This is a genomic window from Paenibacillus sp. J22P59 (genome assembly GCF_059383895.1).
This window is the reverse complement of the sequence record NZ_JBXENX010000001.1, coordinates 676,271-691,504: the sequence shown is the minus strand read 5'-3', so window position 1 is coordinate 691,504 and position 15,234 is coordinate 676,271. Positions and strand designations below refer to the sequence as shown.

Below are 15,234 nucleotides of genomic sequence, written 5' to 3'. Positions count from 1 at the left end.
GGAAAGCCGAGAGTGAGTCAATATCCGTTTACGTTCGACCCGACGCTGCCATTCATCGAGCAAGCAAGCAATTGGATTGCGGATGTGTTCTATGAGCTGCTGCCTGAAGCTGGGTTTGAGATTAGAGATGAACAAATTTTTATGGCATTTCAATTAGAGAGAGCCTATACCGAAAAGCAGACGATATTTGCTGAGGCAGGAGTCGGGACGGGCAAAACGTTTGTATATTTGCTCTATGCAATCAGCTATGCGCGTTACACGAGAAAACCAGCTATTATCGCCTGTGCAGATGAGTCCTTGATTGAGCAATTGGTCAAACCTGAGGGAGATATTGCTAAGCTGGCACGTTACTTGGACTTAACGATTGATGCAAGGCTGGGCAAATCACCGAATCAATATCTTTGTTTGAACAAGCTGGATGATGCGAGATCGGGTCTTGATGCGGATGAAGCATTTGATGATCTTTACCGTGAGCTACCGAGCTTTGTTCACAAGCCTGAAACAATGCAGAGCTTTCATCCCTATGGCAATCGTAAAGATTATCCGGAGCTGAATGACGAGCAGTGGGGGAAAGTGGGCTGGGATGTATTCCAGGATTGCCTTGTATGCAGCAGAAGGCATCGCTGCGGTCAAACGCTGTCACGTGAGCATTATCGTAAAGCAGTAGATCTGATTATCTGCTCCCATGATTTCTATATGGAGCATGTGTGGACGTATGAAGCAAGAAAGCGGGAGGGCCAGCTACCGTTATTGCCAGAGCATAGTTCTGTCGTATTTGACGAAGGACATTTACTGGAAACAGCGGCGCAGCAAGCATTAACCTATAAGCTTAACCATGCTGTATTTGAAGGAATTATTACACGCTTGCTTCAAGATGAGATAAGGGAGTCTTTAGCGGTTGCTATTGAAGATGCGATTGTACAAAGCGAACATCTCTTCCGCTTGGTCAACCAATACAGTGTCAAGGTTCCAGCTTCGGATCGCAAAGAGATTGTATGGAATCAGGAGCTGCTGCGTGAAGTGAATCGCCTTCAAGATATTTTGTCTACGATTGAGGAGGAGCTGGTGTTCGAAGGCGGCTTGTTCACAATTGATTCCTATCAGCTCAAAATTGTAGAAGAGCATCTAGAAATGATTCAATTCGCGCTCTCCTTATTCAAGCGGCCTGAGCAGCCTATTAGCTGGGTCTCACAGGATAAGGATGGCATATCACTTGTAATCATGCCGAAATGGGTGAAGGAAGTATTAAAGGAGCAGGTATTTGCGAAAAAAATGCCGATTGTCTTTTCTTCCGCTACATTATCTGTTAATGGCGCTTTTGATTATACAAAGGCTAGTCTTGGTATTGAACAAGCACTTTCGTTCTCTGTACCTTCTCCATACGATTATGAAGAGCAAATGCGAGTCTATCTCCCATCTCCTGAAGCCAAGCTAAGCTTTCATGACAAAATAACGATGACGGACGACCGGCTGCGTCAATCGGATGGGCGAACCTTGCTCCTATTCCCATCATTCGAGGAGCTTGAGCAATTTCGTTCGGAGATGAATGATCGTCCTCTATCAAGCGAATATCGTTTCTTATATGAAGGCTCAGCAGAAATCAGCCACTTGATTGCAGCGTTCCAGAATGAGGAGACAAGCATTCTATGTGCCGTGACGCTATGGGAGGGACTGGATATTCCAGGAGCTTCGTTGTCGCAGGTCATTATGTGGTCGCTGCCATTCCCTCCGAATGATCCGGTATTCGCATCGAGACGTCTGGACGCAGTCGCGCCATTCGATGAGATTGATATGCCTTACATGCTGCTGCGGTTAAGGCAGGGAATCGGCCGCCTAATTCGGACTCGGGACGATAGCGGCATCATTGTCATTTTCGGAGATGAATTGAATCAAGAAGAGGTTCGTGAGCAAGTGCTTCAAGTGATTCCAAAAGGGGTCGCTGTAGAGACTTTTTAGAGTATATGGATTTATAAAAGCCTAAAAGCAGCTTCCTCACGGAGGCTGCTTTTTATGTTATTAATCTAAGTAATTCGAAATAAGCAACGCCTGAAAACAATATGCATTATGTATTCCTGAAATTCGTGATGATTCTGGACTCCCGTAGGGAGGAGGATTGAAGATCATAACTTAAATAATGGGCTGCCTGGTAGGGGATTTAGGTAAAGGAATATATATGTACAGTGATTGAGTGAGAACGGAGTGAACTATATAGGATTTCAGTGGTATATGATATGAATGGAGCTTGATCGAATTACAAAACTCTACCATTAACTCAACTTGCTTCAGGTTTAATTACTACTACATCCAATTTTCTTCTTCCGAATTTTAAAGCTTCCTTAACTGTTTTCATATAAACATCAAGCTTTCCAGTTTTAATAGCCCCACCTCGATCTTCACATACAAATGTGTTATCAAAGTAGGAAATATATACCTCTGTACCAAACGCCATTGACTTAGGACAAGCAATTGTGTGATTAGCTTTAACTCTCTTACCGCTTGCTGTGATGCCGAATTCAGGATGTGAGGAGTCCTTGTCGGTTGATTCCTCATAAGCCGTATACGCTGTAACTTCGAACATTTGATAATCGTTTGAAGTTGGTTTAGTGGTACTAACTCCTATTGTTTTAATTTTAGCTGTTACTTCTTTAGAATCTTTTTCTTTTAACTTCTTTTCTTTTGATATTTCATCTTCCACTTCTTCAATTAGCTCAACAGTCTGATGTGTGTAAATAGTAGGATCATATGTATTTGCTTCTGTATTTCCACTGGTTTTGCTTTCTGTAAATGACACTAAGATAGCCAGCGCAGATACAAAGAGAATAGTCTTCCTCATGCATTCCTCCTAGATTTTGCCTTAATTTGCAAGACTCCAGTTGCTTACTATTGCAATTCACTAGGGGTCTTAATTTAATACTTATGTATCAGATAGCTATTAACCATATAGATAGGATCTCAATCATTAATGATTATGTGTGTTGAATTGGCTATGAAATATCGCTTTTATTACCTATGTATTAAAAAAGTTAATTTAGGTATCTCTTTTACATAATTAAAACTAATGTTCAATTTTTATACATCTTCTACTTTTCGATAATCTTCACCGAAAATATTCTTGAAATTTAAGCCAATATCAGCAAAAGTTAATTCTGAATCTATAAAAGGAAATGCTGGTAATCTTGCAAGGCTTAAGTACAATGCCTGTGGCTGCCATTGAAAATAAGAGGAATTGGATTGCGTTCGTCAAATTTGATAAATATGTAGAAATGGAAAATGAGCGCATCAAAGGAGCACACAGAGGAGGAGAGGATTGTGCAGTTTTAAAAAGGATAAAGGGAAGCAAACAGTAAATTAGATAAAACATCAATTACATAAGGATAGGCGACCTTTTATAGTCGCCATTGGAATTATGTTCCCCATCCATATATTAATGAATACGCAACATAAATTGGCAAGTGTGCAATATCGCCATTAGGCTGTGGAACCAGCGTGCAACCATAAACAAATTGCTGTTCAAGAGCTGTTACATAAATCCAACGATCTCCCAATGTAGGATTTGTAACATAAATGTATAGCCAACCACCTACAAATTGACCGAATTTCTGTGGAGTGGCTACTTGTGGAACGATCTGAGGTGGTGGTATATAGTTTGGCGGATTTCCATAATTGGCACAAGGGACAGGAGGAGTACAAGGCATAATAGAGCCTCCTTCAAATTTTAATCTCAGTATATGTAAATGCCTATAAACGGTTACTCAATGTGAGCAATATGTACGAGTGCTATTATCAACCGTACTAGCTGAGGATATTTAAACTTTTTTAAGGGAGATGGAATTATGATGCTTCAGATTGGATTGAGGAGAGAACTAGTATACTAGCTCCAAATGGGCGTTATGCATACGGCACCAGTAGTAATGACATTAATATGTTCTAATGGAAAAAAGAGCTGCCTTATTTTGCACTAAAAAAACTGCGTGAAATACATATTTCACGCAGTTTCAATTGTAAACGGCTTTTTGGATGTGATAGAATAGACTAGCTTGTTCATTTGAAGGCATATTTTTCATTATTATTACGTCATAGAGGGGGATTCTTATCAATCAGCATGAGATAGCGGATACCTATGGAATGGAATTGGAATTATTCTCGATCTGGATGAAAAATAGAGGAATGACCAAAGCGACGCAGCAGGCTTATTTGAATGATACCTATCATTTTCTTAGTTCTATCCACCCTGTAACTGTGAAGCAAGTAAGTAAATTAGATGTGATGCGATTCCTCTCTACCAGCAGGGAAAGAGGAGCGGGGGATGAAGCTCGCAATCGGAAGTTGTCTTCGTTGCGCTCTTTTTATAAAGCAATGATTGAGATGGAGGCAGCAGACAGCAACCCGGCGACTTTAATTGCAAAGTCCAAGCAAGAGAAGAATCGGATACCGGTTTACTTGGAAGAAAATGAATTGGAGATGCTGCTTCAGTCAATTAGCGGCAAATACTACCGGAGGAATCTGGCGATCGTTCTTCTCATGTCCTATGCCGGATTACGCGTCGGTGAAGTTCATCGGATGAATGTTCAGGATATTCGTCAGGATGGTTCAATACATATACTTGGTAAAGGGCGTAAATGGCGCGTTATTCCTCTGCCTGACGCGATCCACGGGGTGCTTCTACAAGCATTGGATGAACGTGTTGAGACTAGGCAGGGCAAGGAACAGCCGCTGTTCGTATCTCAGTTTGGAAGGCGATTGTCGATCCGTATGATACAGACAGTAGCGGACAAAACGATCGATCAGTTGAAGCTGAATATGCCGGCACTAGCAGACAAGCCGATATCGAGTCATAAATTAAGGCATTCATTCGCTACGATGCAGATTCGCAGCGGTACTGATATAAGGACGCTGCAAGAGCTGCTTGGCCATGCCAGTATAGAAACGACACAAATCTATACACATATTGACAATAAACAGTTGAAGCAAGCGATGAATAACATTTCAGGAAAAATACCTATTCAATTTATAAAATAAGGCATCCGTATATCCCCGTAATAGTATAGGGATATACGGATTAAATAATAGGTTTACATAACTATAATTATGTAAATCTATTATCATATTTTCGAATTATTCGCATAGAATGGTTACGTTCATATTCGTTTTTGGAACAGGGGGGCTGGTTCATGTTCTTATACCCTGCAGCGGTCAAAACATCAGATGGAACAAAATGGGGGTATATCAATGGCAGTGGCCATATGGTAATCTCGCCTCAATATGAATATGCCTATGAATTCCAACCGTTAGGTGTAGCGGTTGTTCAGAGCAATAATCAGAGTGGATTAATCGATACTGCTGGAGCGTACAGAGTGAAGCCGATCTATGATTATATCGGTCCGTTCTCGGAAGGTCGAGCTGTCATTATTGATAAAGAGGGCTTCAAGCTGATGAATGAAGCAGGGCATGTCGTTACATCGAAGGCCTATTCTTATATGTCTAATATGCATGACGACAGAGCAATGGTCTATAATACGGATGCCTCAGGAAACAATCGCTATGGATATTTGGACCGCCATGGGAAAGAAACGATCCCGCTGCAATATGAAGAAGCCAGCGATTTCTTGCATGATCGCGCTGTTGTGAAAATTAAGGATAGGGAGTATGCGTTAATCCGTCCAGATGGGACGAAGGTGGCGGTGTATACTTATCCATTCGTCGGAGTGTTTGGGGATGGGCTTCTGCCTTTTCAGCAAGAAAGTAGTGGGCCATATGGCTATATCTATGAAAAAGGAAACTTCGCTATCCCACCTTCATTCACGGATGCGAGGGGGTTCCAACAAGGTCGAGCTGTTGTTAATACCGCGAAGGATTATGGCTCACAGTATGGCTTAATTAATAAACAGGGTGAAATAGTCATTGAGCCCATCTACAACTCTATCCTGCAGCTTGGTCATCAGAGAATAGCAGCTGGGAAGGCCATTGATGACAAGCAGCCCTTTTTAGGCTCCAGCTATGCGATTTTTGATAGTAACGGTCGACGGCTGACAGAATTTCAATATAGCGATGTGTCGGATTATAAGCAAGGATTGGCTTCAGTCAATGCTGGCAGTATGACCTATTTCATTGATACAAGCGGAGGAGCAGCGCCAGGCTTGCCACGTTTCAACGGCAGTGGAAATCTCGTCTTGATGGATGGAATCATTCAGGCGAATATCGACAATCGGATCTTTTATACAAGGCGAAATGGGCAACTGATTTGGCAGCCTAATACGGTCATCAGGCTGCGAGATGCTTATAAAGTGCTGGAGCATAAATACAAGCCGAATAAAGATTATTTGGTCTATTATCCTTCGCTGAGCGGGATAAGTGACCTCCACAAGCAGCAGCAAATCAACGTTAAGCTGCAGGAGCTATCGCAGGTCAAGCCTATTCCAGCGGATACACAGTTGGATTATTCGTATACGGGTGATTTTGACGTTGCTTTTTTCAAGCATAATCTAGTGGTGCTTGAGCTTAGCGGCTATCACTTCCCTTTTGGCGCTGCGCATGGCATGCCGACGATGATCTACACGCCGATCAACATAGTGGATGGCATGATGTACAGCTTGGGTGATCTGTTCAAGCCAGGCAGCGATTATGTATCGGTACTTAGCAGAATAGTCAGCGATCAGATTAAGAATGATCCGCAATACAGCTATGTATTTCCGGATTCGTTTACAAGAATTAAGCCGGATCAGCCGTTTTTTGTCACGGAGAATGCGCTGCATCTTTATTTCCAGCCGTATGAAATTGGACCGTACGCTGCAGGCTTTCCTACCTTTTCAATCCCATATGAGCGGATAAAAGCGATTATTGCAGTGGACGGGGAGTTCTGGAGGTCCTTTCATCCTTGATTAGATTAGGGATAAGGAAATCGTATTCAACTAAGGTACTGATCCAATGGATGCAGTGCTTTTTTTTTTGTGGTCTTTCTTTTTGGCGATGGATCGATTGTGTTGGTATAATTAGGAATGAAGCTGTAGAGGATTAGGAAGGGGAGTTGAGTTAGTTGAGCCTATCGCAATCATTATTCCATTCGTTGCATCCTACACTCGCTGCTTGGTTCCAATCGGAATTCGGTGAGCCGACAGATGTGCAACTGCAAGCATGGGCTGCAATTATGGCAGGCAAGCATACGCTTATAGCGGCTCCCACGGGATCAGGAAAGACACTCGCGGCGCTTTTGCCTTGCTTGGATAGCGTTATAAAGGCCAAGACGACATCAGTCTGGAAGAGTGGTGTACGGATTGTATATATCACGCCGTTGAAGGCGCTGAATAATGATATATTTGATCATCTTGTGCATTTTATAGATCAAATGGAAAGAACGGCAAGCGAAGCAAATCAGCATTGGCCCGGAATACGCTGTGCCGTACGTACTGGAGATACAACGAGTGCCCAGCGTTCTGCAATGCTGAGGAAGCCTCCAGAAATGCTGGTAACTACCCCGGAGTCTCTATTTATTCTTCTCACATCGGAGAAAGGCAGGGACCTGCTCCGAACCGTACAATATGCTATTGTAGACGAGATTCATGATTTGGCACGGGACAAGCGCGGCTCGCATTTATCTTTATCGCTAGAGCGGCTCGAGCACTTATGCAATCGTCCTATTCAACGAATTGGTGTATCTGCTACCCAGAAGCCTTTGGAGCGTGTTGCGCAATTTCTTGGAGGCTGGCAGGAACGGGATAAGGTGAATAGTCAAGCAGTTGCAGTAAGCCATCCAGCCTATTCTTTTAATCACCCGCTTACTTACATACAACGACCAGTGGCTATTATAGAGAGCAGCATGAACAAACAGATGGACGTGCAAGTCACCATGCCGGATCATTCACAGCCGATGCCTTCAAGGGAGTCGGTGTGGCTTCCTATACTAGACCATTTATTCGCTCTGATGACAGATTGCCGCTCCGTACTTCTGTTCGTGAACAGCAGACGATTATGTGAACGGCTCTGTCTGCGTTTGAATGATCATGCCGGCTACGAGATGGCACGGGCCCATCATGGGAGCATGTCAAAGGAGCGGCGGCTTGAAGTAGAGCGGATGCTGAAGGCAGGAGAGCTTCGCTGCATTGTTGCCACCTCATCGCTTGAGCTGGGAATTGATGTGGGTCATGTCGATCTCGTTATCCAGCTTGATTCCCCTCAGGATGCGGCATCAGGCATACAGCGAATAGGCCGGGCGGGACATGCAGTTGGCAGCGTCAGTCGCGGAGTTATTTTTGCACGCCAGCGCGGTGCTTTGCCGGAAATTGCCGTACTAAGCAAGCAAATTGCGGAGAGGGAGATTGAACCGATTGAAATTCCGCGCAATCGTCTGGACGTGTTATCCCAGCAGACGGTTTCCATTGTCGCATCTGACGAACTGACGCTGGAGCAGCTGCATCGTTTAATCAGCAAGAGCGACAGCTATCGGGACTTTCCGAAGGAGAGGCTGCTCAGTATGGTTCAGGTGCTCGCCGGTTTTTATCCTTTTGCTAAGCCATTAATCGATTGGAATCGGGATACAGACTTGCTGAGCAAAAGGAAAAATACATCAATAGCTGCGATGACAGGTGCAGGAACCATTCCTTCAAGCTCTGCCTATCCGGTGCATCATATAGATAGCAGGGTCCACTTAGGAGAGCTTGATGAGGAATTCGTCCAAGAGAGCCGTGTTGGTGATGTATTCCAACTGGGCACCAATGCATGGATGATTCGCAAAATAGATAAAGATCGTCTATATGTCGCTGAAGCTGCCAATTCATTTAGTGAAATACCATTTTGGCGCAATGAGGGACCTAGCCGTTCATTCCGTCTCGGCAAGAAGGTAGGAGCCTTCATGGGACAATTGGAGAGCCGATTGAATCTGATTAACACCGATCAATCGTACGAGTCTAGAGCAGCTTATTCTATAGAACAGCAGGAACAAGCTCATGAGGAGAATGATCTTGAGACGCTGGAATGGTTAAAGTCCCATTACGGGGTCGATTCTTATACAGCGGGAGAGCTAATCTCCCTTGCCCGTAACCAGAGCCGATTCAGCGAGCTGCCTACGGATCGCCGGATCGTTATTGAGCATTACTGTGACCTCATGAACCAAACTCATGTTATTGTTCATAATCCCTTCGGCCGTCGAGTCAATCGCACTTGGCTGCTGGCTATTGAACGCCAGTTCGAGAAGCTGCTTCCTTATCGACTGTATGGCAATGCGAAGGACAATGGAATAGAGTTCGTATTGCCGGAATGGGACGCTTCTTGGCTGCAGACGATCTGGCATGTTACCCCGAATAATTTGGAATCTCTATTAACAGAGGCGATAACGGGTTCACCCTTATTGGCGATTGCTTTCCGTCATACTACGGAAACATCACTGCTGTTATCGCGCAGCTTCACGCGTACGCCGCTCTGGCAAAAACGTCTTCGCAGCGAAGAGCTGCTTCGGGAAGCCTTGCCCTATGCGGAGCAATTTCCTTATTTGTCTGAAGCGATGCAGGAGTGCTTGCATCATTATTTGGATATGGATAATCTCCGTGTAGTGCTGGAAGCCATAAACGATGGGAGCATAGAGATTGTCGTACGCCAATCCGATTACCCATCTCCGATGGCTACACAATTTCTGGCTGATTATGTCAATATGCGGATCTATGAAGGCGATGGCCTTGATGCAGCAATTCAAATGCAGCTGATGAATATTAGCAAAGAAATGGCTGGGCGGGTATTCGGTAATGGCGCTCTGGGAAGTGCGGTATCGAACGAAGTGCTGGAAGCCGAGAGGCAGCGGTTAAGTGAGTCGGAGCTGTCAATTCAAGCGCCAAGCGATTTATTGAAGCTGCTCAAACGCCGCGGGGATATGGCAACGGACGAAATCGTCAAGCTGGCTGGCAGCGAAACGATTCAATGGCTGGGGCAGTTAGAGCAAGCAGGGCAGATCATGTCTATTTCATTTGCAGCAGACAAAGATTGGATAAGGTGGATTGCGCGAGAAGAGGATGCCTTATACAGGGAATTTCCGGAGACAACGGCATCTATCGCTTTTATTATCGGGCGATTCGCGGATTATCGGTTGTCCTTTACCGATGTAGAGCTATGTGAGCGTTACCCGAAGCTTACCTTAAGTGATGCGAAGAGGATAGTAAGTGAGCTTCTTGAGCTCGGAATAATCGAGCAGGCGCCATTCGCTGTTAATTCAGAAGAGCGAATATGGTCCAGCCGCAAGACGGCCGCAAGGATGCTTCGACTTTCTATTGGCGCTGCCCGCAAGCAAGTACAACCTGTCGAGCCTATCCGTTGGTGCTCCCAAATAGCGCTTCTTCAGCATGCGCTTCAGGGAACACAGCTTCGGGGTAGTGTTGGCTTGCTTGGCGTTATCGAAAGGCTCCAAGGATTGTTCTTGCCAATCTCTCATTGGGAATCTATAATCTTCCCATCTCGGATGGCTGAATACCGTGCAGAGGAGCTGGACCTGCTATGTGCAACTGGAGAAGTATTCTGGATCGGCAGCAAGCAGCCAGGCGATAAGGAGGGCAAGGTCGCTTTCTTCCTTAGAGCTAGCACATTCTTATATGAGCCGCTAATAAAAGCCAGCTTGAAGCGGGAAAGCGCTTTTCCTCTGCTTAAGGAGCGCCTTCAAGCAACGGGAGCCAGCTTTCTAACTCGCTTAAGCCGGGATGCGGGGCAAGTGCCGAGTGAGACTTTGTCCGAGCTGCTTGAGCTTGCGTGGGAAGGGCATGTCTCCAATGATCAGTTCGCGCCTCTCCGACTGCTGGGTCTCAAGGCTGGTAAGGATCGTACACGCAGCGGTTCTGGACTTGGTCGATGGTACTGCCTTAACGATATATTGGAGAGTGAAGAGCAGCTTAAGATAGGTGCAGAAGCTGGAAGTGTAAGCGGGACATTGAAGGGAGTAGCTTGGAGGCCATCTAGCGATGAGCCATCCGCTGCCGAGTGGCTTAGGCATTTGCTGGATGGCTACGGGATTATTACCAAAGAGCTCGTTGCTGCCGTTACTCCGTTCAGTTGGGACCAGCTTCAGCCTATACTCCGTAAGCTGGAGGAATGGGGCACAATTACGAGAGGCATTTTTATTGAAGGTACGATGACCATGCAATTTACTACATCTGAGATTGCGGCTATCATGCGTCGTCCATTGCAAGAAGAGGGAGAATTAACTGTATTATCAGCTGTCGATCCAGCTAATCCATACGGATTGCTTTTTGACTGGCCGGCTAGCCAGAACTGTTCATTCGCCAGAAAGCCTGGCAATTTTCTTGTCATTCGAGGTGGAGAATGGTTGTATTGGCTGGAGAACAATGGGAAGCGCGTCCATGCTTTTGAACGGCCTGTTGTGGAGAATAACAAAAGGGCTGATCACAGTACAGCGGAAGATTTAAAGCAGATATTTGGTACAGTGCTGCGCAGGCAGAAACTGACCAAGATTGTAGTGGAGAGCTGGAACGGCGAAGGCGTTACAGCTTCTACAGCTGGCGCGCAGCTAAGAGAGATTGGCGCTGAGCTTGACCGAAAATCCCTTGTATTATGGCTTAGCCAATTGAAGTAAGCGTACATAGTTTTGCCGTCGTTGAAAGGAGAAGGAAGAATGCAGCACATGAAGAAATATATCCGAAAATATGGCGTTCTGTTCACGTTCTCCGTGCTGCTCGTCACCTTTGAGGCAGCTGCAGATTTACTCCAGCCTACCATTATGGCACGTATTGTAGACGAAGGGGTCGCTGCCAAGGATATGGATATCGTGCTTCGATTGGGGAGCTGGATGCTCATTATTACACTGGCAGGGGCAATCTCGGCATCTACTCGCAACATCGTATCCAGTTGGGTCTCGCAGCGGTTCGGCTCTGAATTGCGGCAGGATCTCTTCGAGAAGGTTCAGCAGCTGTCATTCGAGAAGATGGACAAGTTCGATCGGGCGTCTTTAGTTACCCGCATGACCAACGACGTGACGCAGGTGCAGAATTTCGTTAATGGAATGATGCGGATATTTGTAAAAGCTCCCTTGCTGTGCATTGGCGGCTTCATTATGGCTTTTCGCCTGAACCCCTATTTATCAACGGTGCTTATTGTCGTCATCCCAATCGTCGGCATGCTTATTGTTCTTAATATGAAGGTGGGTTTCCCGCTTTTCTTAAAGGTGCAGAATGCTCTCGATCGGTTGAATGGGGCGATGCGTGAATATTTGTCGGGAGTCCGTGTCGTCAAGGCATTCAACCGTTTTGATTATGAAGTGAATAAATTTAATGGCATTAACCAAGAATATGAGACTCGTTCGGTCGCCGTTCAACGCATTATGGCCTTTTTCAGTCCGCTTGTTACACTTGCGATGAATCTGGGAATCGTAGCTGTTATTTGGCTCGGAGGCATTCGGGTTAATGGCGGCCATATGCAGGTCGGTACTATCATTGCATTCGTGAATTATATGACTCAGATTCTGTTCTCGTTAACAACAATGACGATGATTACGAATATGTTCGTGCGGGCAAAGGCCTCTACTGGAAGAATAACGGAGGTGCTGGCACAGGATACAACTGCTTCATCGGAAGAAGGAGCTAATGCTGGCTCACGGCAGCCTGTTAAGGCTAGCGGCAATCGCCATGGTGAGATTGAATATGACCAAGTGAGCTTTGCTTATGCTGGCTCAGAAGGAGAGCCTGTCCTGAAATCGCTTAGTTTCACCTGTGAACCGGGGAAGACAGTGGCTATAATTGGGTCAACAGGTTCAGGAAAAAGCACCCTTATTAATCTGATTCCTAAATTTTACGAAGTCACTAGAGGCCGAATAAAGATAGATGGCATTGACGTTCGTGAGTTGGATACTGAAATGCTGCGCCAACGCATTGCCGTTGTACCACAGCAATCCTTGTTATTTACAGGAACGGTGCTTGAGAATATACGCATAGGCAAAGCAGAGGCAACATTGGAGGAAGTTATGGACGCAGCGCGCATGGCTTCGGCTGATGGCTTCATCTCGGAATTGCCGGAGCAGTATAATACGCTGATCGGTCAAGGAGGCGTCAACTTCTCGGGAGGCCAGAAGCAGCGTATATCCATTGCCAGAGCACTTATACGCAAGCCGGACATACTTATTCTGGATGACTGTACGAGCGCACTTGACAGTGCTACGGAAGCTTCTATTAAACAAGCGATTAGTGACTATGCACATAACGTTACCTGTTTATTAATCGCACAACGTATAGCATCGGTAAAAGACGCACATACGATCCTTGTATTGGATGATGGAGAAATCGTCGGCAGGGGTACTCATGAGCAACTAATGGGTAATTGCCCGGTCTATCAGGAAATCTATCGCTCGCAGATCGGACAGGAGGTGAGCAAACATGCATCAGTTCAATAAGCAGTCAGGCAGCGATACATCGTCCAAGGATGGAGCCATCCGTGGACGAAACGGCAGAGCCTTCGGAGGGCGAGGCGCTAGAGGAGGGCCTGCGCAAAAGCCTAAAAACTTCCGCAGAACGCTGCTTCGGCTATGGAGCTATTTGAAGCCCGAGCGTAAAAGGCTAATGATCGTGTTTACGATTATTTTACTCGGGTCCTCCATAGTGCTGCTAGGGCCTTACTTAATTGGTGTTGCTATTGATGCGATGCTTGAGGACTCTGGAAAAGTCGATTTTAAGCTGCTTCATGTTGTACTTTTTGCTCTTGTGGCGGCTTATTTAATAGATGCTTTATTTACTTTTTTGGAAGGCTGGCTGATCGCCGGCATATCGCAAAGAGTTGTAAGCCAACTGAGACGTACACTTTTTGCCAAGCTTCAGAAGCTGCCGCTCGTTTATTTCGATACCCGCAAAAATGGCGAGCTGATGAGTCGACTATCCAATGATATAGATAATGTGAGCACCTCTGTCTCCCAGACTGCTGCCCAATTAATGACAGGGGCCATTACGATTGCGGGCTCTTTGGCTATGATGCTCCTGTTAAGTCCGCTATTAACGCTTGCCACCTTGATTACAGTACCGCTTGTCTATGTGCTGGCAAGCACGATAACGAAGCGCACGAGCCGTTTATTCAAAGGGCAGCAAGCGGAGCTTGGTAAGCTGAATGGCCAAATTGAAGAGACAATCTCTGGATTCCTGGTTGTCAAAGCCTTCAATTACGAACAGACGGCTATTGATGAATTCAAGCAGGTTAATGAACAATTGCGCAAGGTGGGGACGAAGGCCCAGATCTGGTCGGGCTTCTTAATGCCGCTCCTTAGTGTCATTAACAATATTGGTTTTGCAGCAGTTGCCATTGTCGGCGGTGTGCTGGCCGTCAAAGGGATGATAACCGTTGGCGTAATCGCCAGCTTTTTAAGCTATTCCAGACAGTTCGTAAGACCGCTTAATGACTTGGCCAACGTCTATAATGTGCTTCAATCCGGCATTGCCGGAGCAGAGCGCGTGTTCGATGTGCTCGATGAGAAGGAGGAGCCGTTAGACACTCCGGAATCTGTAGAATGGATAGAACCGCGGGGAACTGTCGTCTTCGATAATGTGAAATTCGGTTATCGAGAGGATGTCCAAATTCTGAAAGGAATAAGCTTTCGTGCAGAAGCAGGCAGCCGAACGGCACTCGTAGGTCCGACGGGTGCGGGCAAGACGACCGTTATTAATTTGCTTGCCCGGTTCTATGATGTAACCGAGGGCAGTATTAGGATTGATGGCTGTGATATTCGGCAGTATACGAGAGATAGTCTCCGCAGAAGCTTCGGCATTGTATTGCAAGATACTTATTTATTCTCAGGAACGATTAGAGATAATATGCGCTATGGCAAGCCTGATGCAACGGACGAAGAGATCGAAGCAGCGGCTGTTATGGCAGGGGCCGATAGCTTCATTAGGCGGCTCCCTCTGCAATATGCTACACCCCTATCTGAGAATGGCGGCAATCTCAGCCAAGGGCAGCGGCAATTGATTGCTATTGCTCGCGCCATGCTGACTGATCCAGCGATTCTTATATTAGACGAGGCTACCAGCAGCATAGATACCCGGACGGAGCTCCGTATTCAGGAAGCCATGCTCCGCATGATGAAAGGCAGGACGAGCTTCATTATTGCGCATCGTCTATCTACTATTCAAAGCGCGGATACGATCCTTGTTATCGATCAGGGCGGGATTATGGAGCAAGGCTCACATGAAGAGTTAATGCGCAAAGAAGGCAGCTATTATAATATGCATCGTAATTTGATTGTATAAAAGAAGATTGTATAAAAGAAGA

Annotated in this window: 9 protein-coding genes; 7 read left to right on the top strand and 2 right to left on the bottom strand. The window is 45.7% G+C overall.

Translation table 11 applies throughout. From position 1 onward, the window contains the following. Nucleotides 1-12: 12 nt before the first annotated feature. The gene (locus AC50YO_RS03065; protein WP_494843011.1) at nucleotides 13-1,956 is read left to right on the top strand and encodes an ATP-dependent DNA helicase; all 1,944 of its coding nucleotides are present in this window, start codon (nucleotides 13-15) and stop codon (nucleotides 1,954-1,956) included. A 316-nt stretch (nucleotides 1,957-2,272) separates the two neighbouring features. Here AC50YO_RS03065 and AC50YO_RS03060 read toward each other — a convergent pair whose 3' ends face one another. Next, nucleotides 2,273-2,833 carry a 3D domain-containing protein gene (locus tag AC50YO_RS03060; protein WP_494843009.1) on the bottom strand — a complete coding sequence of 187 codons (561 nt, stop codon included), beginning with the start codon at nucleotides 2,831-2,833 and terminating at the stop codon, nucleotides 2,273-2,275. A gap of 367 nt (nucleotides 2,834-3,200) precedes the next feature. On the opposite strand from AC50YO_RS03060, the gene AC50YO_RS03055 reads away from it, so the two are divergent. Continuing rightward, nucleotides 3,201-3,347 carry a hypothetical protein gene (locus tag AC50YO_RS03055; RefSeq protein WP_494843007.1) on the top strand — a complete coding sequence of 49 codons (147 nt, stop codon included), beginning with the start codon at nucleotides 3,201-3,203 and terminating at the stop codon, nucleotides 3,345-3,347. A gap of 57 nt (nucleotides 3,348-3,404) precedes the next feature. On the opposite strand, the gene AC50YO_RS03050 is transcribed toward AC50YO_RS03055, so the two are convergent. Further along, the gene (locus AC50YO_RS03050) at nucleotides 3,405-3,695 is read right to left on the bottom strand and encodes a hypothetical protein (protein WP_494843005.1); all 291 of its coding nucleotides are present in this window, start codon (nucleotides 3,693-3,695) and stop codon (nucleotides 3,405-3,407) included. A 430-nt stretch (nucleotides 3,696-4,125) separates the two neighbouring features. Here AC50YO_RS03050 and AC50YO_RS03045 point away from each other — a divergent pair, with 430 nt between their 5' ends. The 5 genes from AC50YO_RS03045 (at nucleotide 4,126) to AC50YO_RS03025 (ending at nucleotide 15,212) form a co-directional block, all read left to right on the top strand. Beyond that, nucleotides 4,126-5,019: a site-specific integrase gene (locus AC50YO_RS03045; protein WP_494843003.1), complete on the top strand. Its 894-nt coding sequence runs from the start codon at nucleotides 4,126-4,128 to the stop codon at nucleotides 5,017-5,019. 152 nt (nucleotides 5,020-5,171) lie between these two features. After that, a complete protein-coding gene (locus tag AC50YO_RS03040; protein WP_494843001.1) occupies nucleotides 5,172-6,878 on the top strand; it encodes a WG repeat-containing protein in 1,707 nt (568 codons plus the stop codon). A 155-nt stretch (nucleotides 6,879-7,033) separates the two neighbouring features. Then, nucleotides 7,034-11,563, top strand: a complete 4,530-nt coding sequence (locus tag AC50YO_RS03035) for a DEAD/DEAH box helicase (RefSeq protein WP_494842999.1) — start codon at nucleotides 7,034-7,036, stop codon at nucleotides 11,561-11,563. A 39-nt stretch (nucleotides 11,564-11,602) separates the two neighbouring features. Next, nucleotides 11,603-13,372, top strand: a complete 1,770-nt coding sequence (locus AC50YO_RS03030) for an ABC transporter ATP-binding protein (protein ID WP_494842997.1) — start codon at nucleotides 11,603-11,605, stop codon at nucleotides 13,370-13,372. Next, entirely contained in the window at nucleotides 13,356-15,212 is a 1,857-nt protein-coding gene (locus AC50YO_RS03025) for an ABC transporter ATP-binding protein (protein WP_494842995.1), read from the top strand. Before AC50YO_RS03030 ends, AC50YO_RS03025 begins: the two co-directional genes overlap by 17 nt. Nucleotides 15,213-15,234: the final 22 nt, after the last annotated feature.

Excerpts from the sequence above, each read along its gene's own strand:
- AC50YO_RS03060 (WP_494843009.1), bottom strand. The coding sequence starts at position 2,833 with ATGAGGAAGACTATTCTCTTTGTATCTGCGCTGGCTATCTTAGTGTCA.
- AC50YO_RS03050 (WP_494843005.1), bottom strand. The coding sequence starts at position 3,695 with ATGCCTTGTACTCCTCCTGTCCCTTGTGCCAATTATGGAAATCCGCCA.
- AC50YO_RS03045 (WP_494843003.1), top strand. The coding sequence starts at position 4,126 with ATGGAATTGGAATTATTCTCGATCTGGATGAAAAATAGAGGAATGACC.
- AC50YO_RS03040 (WP_494843001.1), top strand. The coding sequence starts at position 5,172 with ATGTTCTTATACCCTGCAGCGGTCAAAACATCAGATGGAACAAAATGG.
- AC50YO_RS03030 (WP_494842997.1), top strand. The coding sequence starts at position 11,603 with ATGCAGCACATGAAGAAATATATCCGAAAATATGGCGTTCTGTTCACG.
- AC50YO_RS03025 (WP_494842995.1), top strand. The coding sequence starts at position 13,356 with ATGCATCAGTTCAATAAGCAGTCAGGCAGCGATACATCGTCCAAGGAT.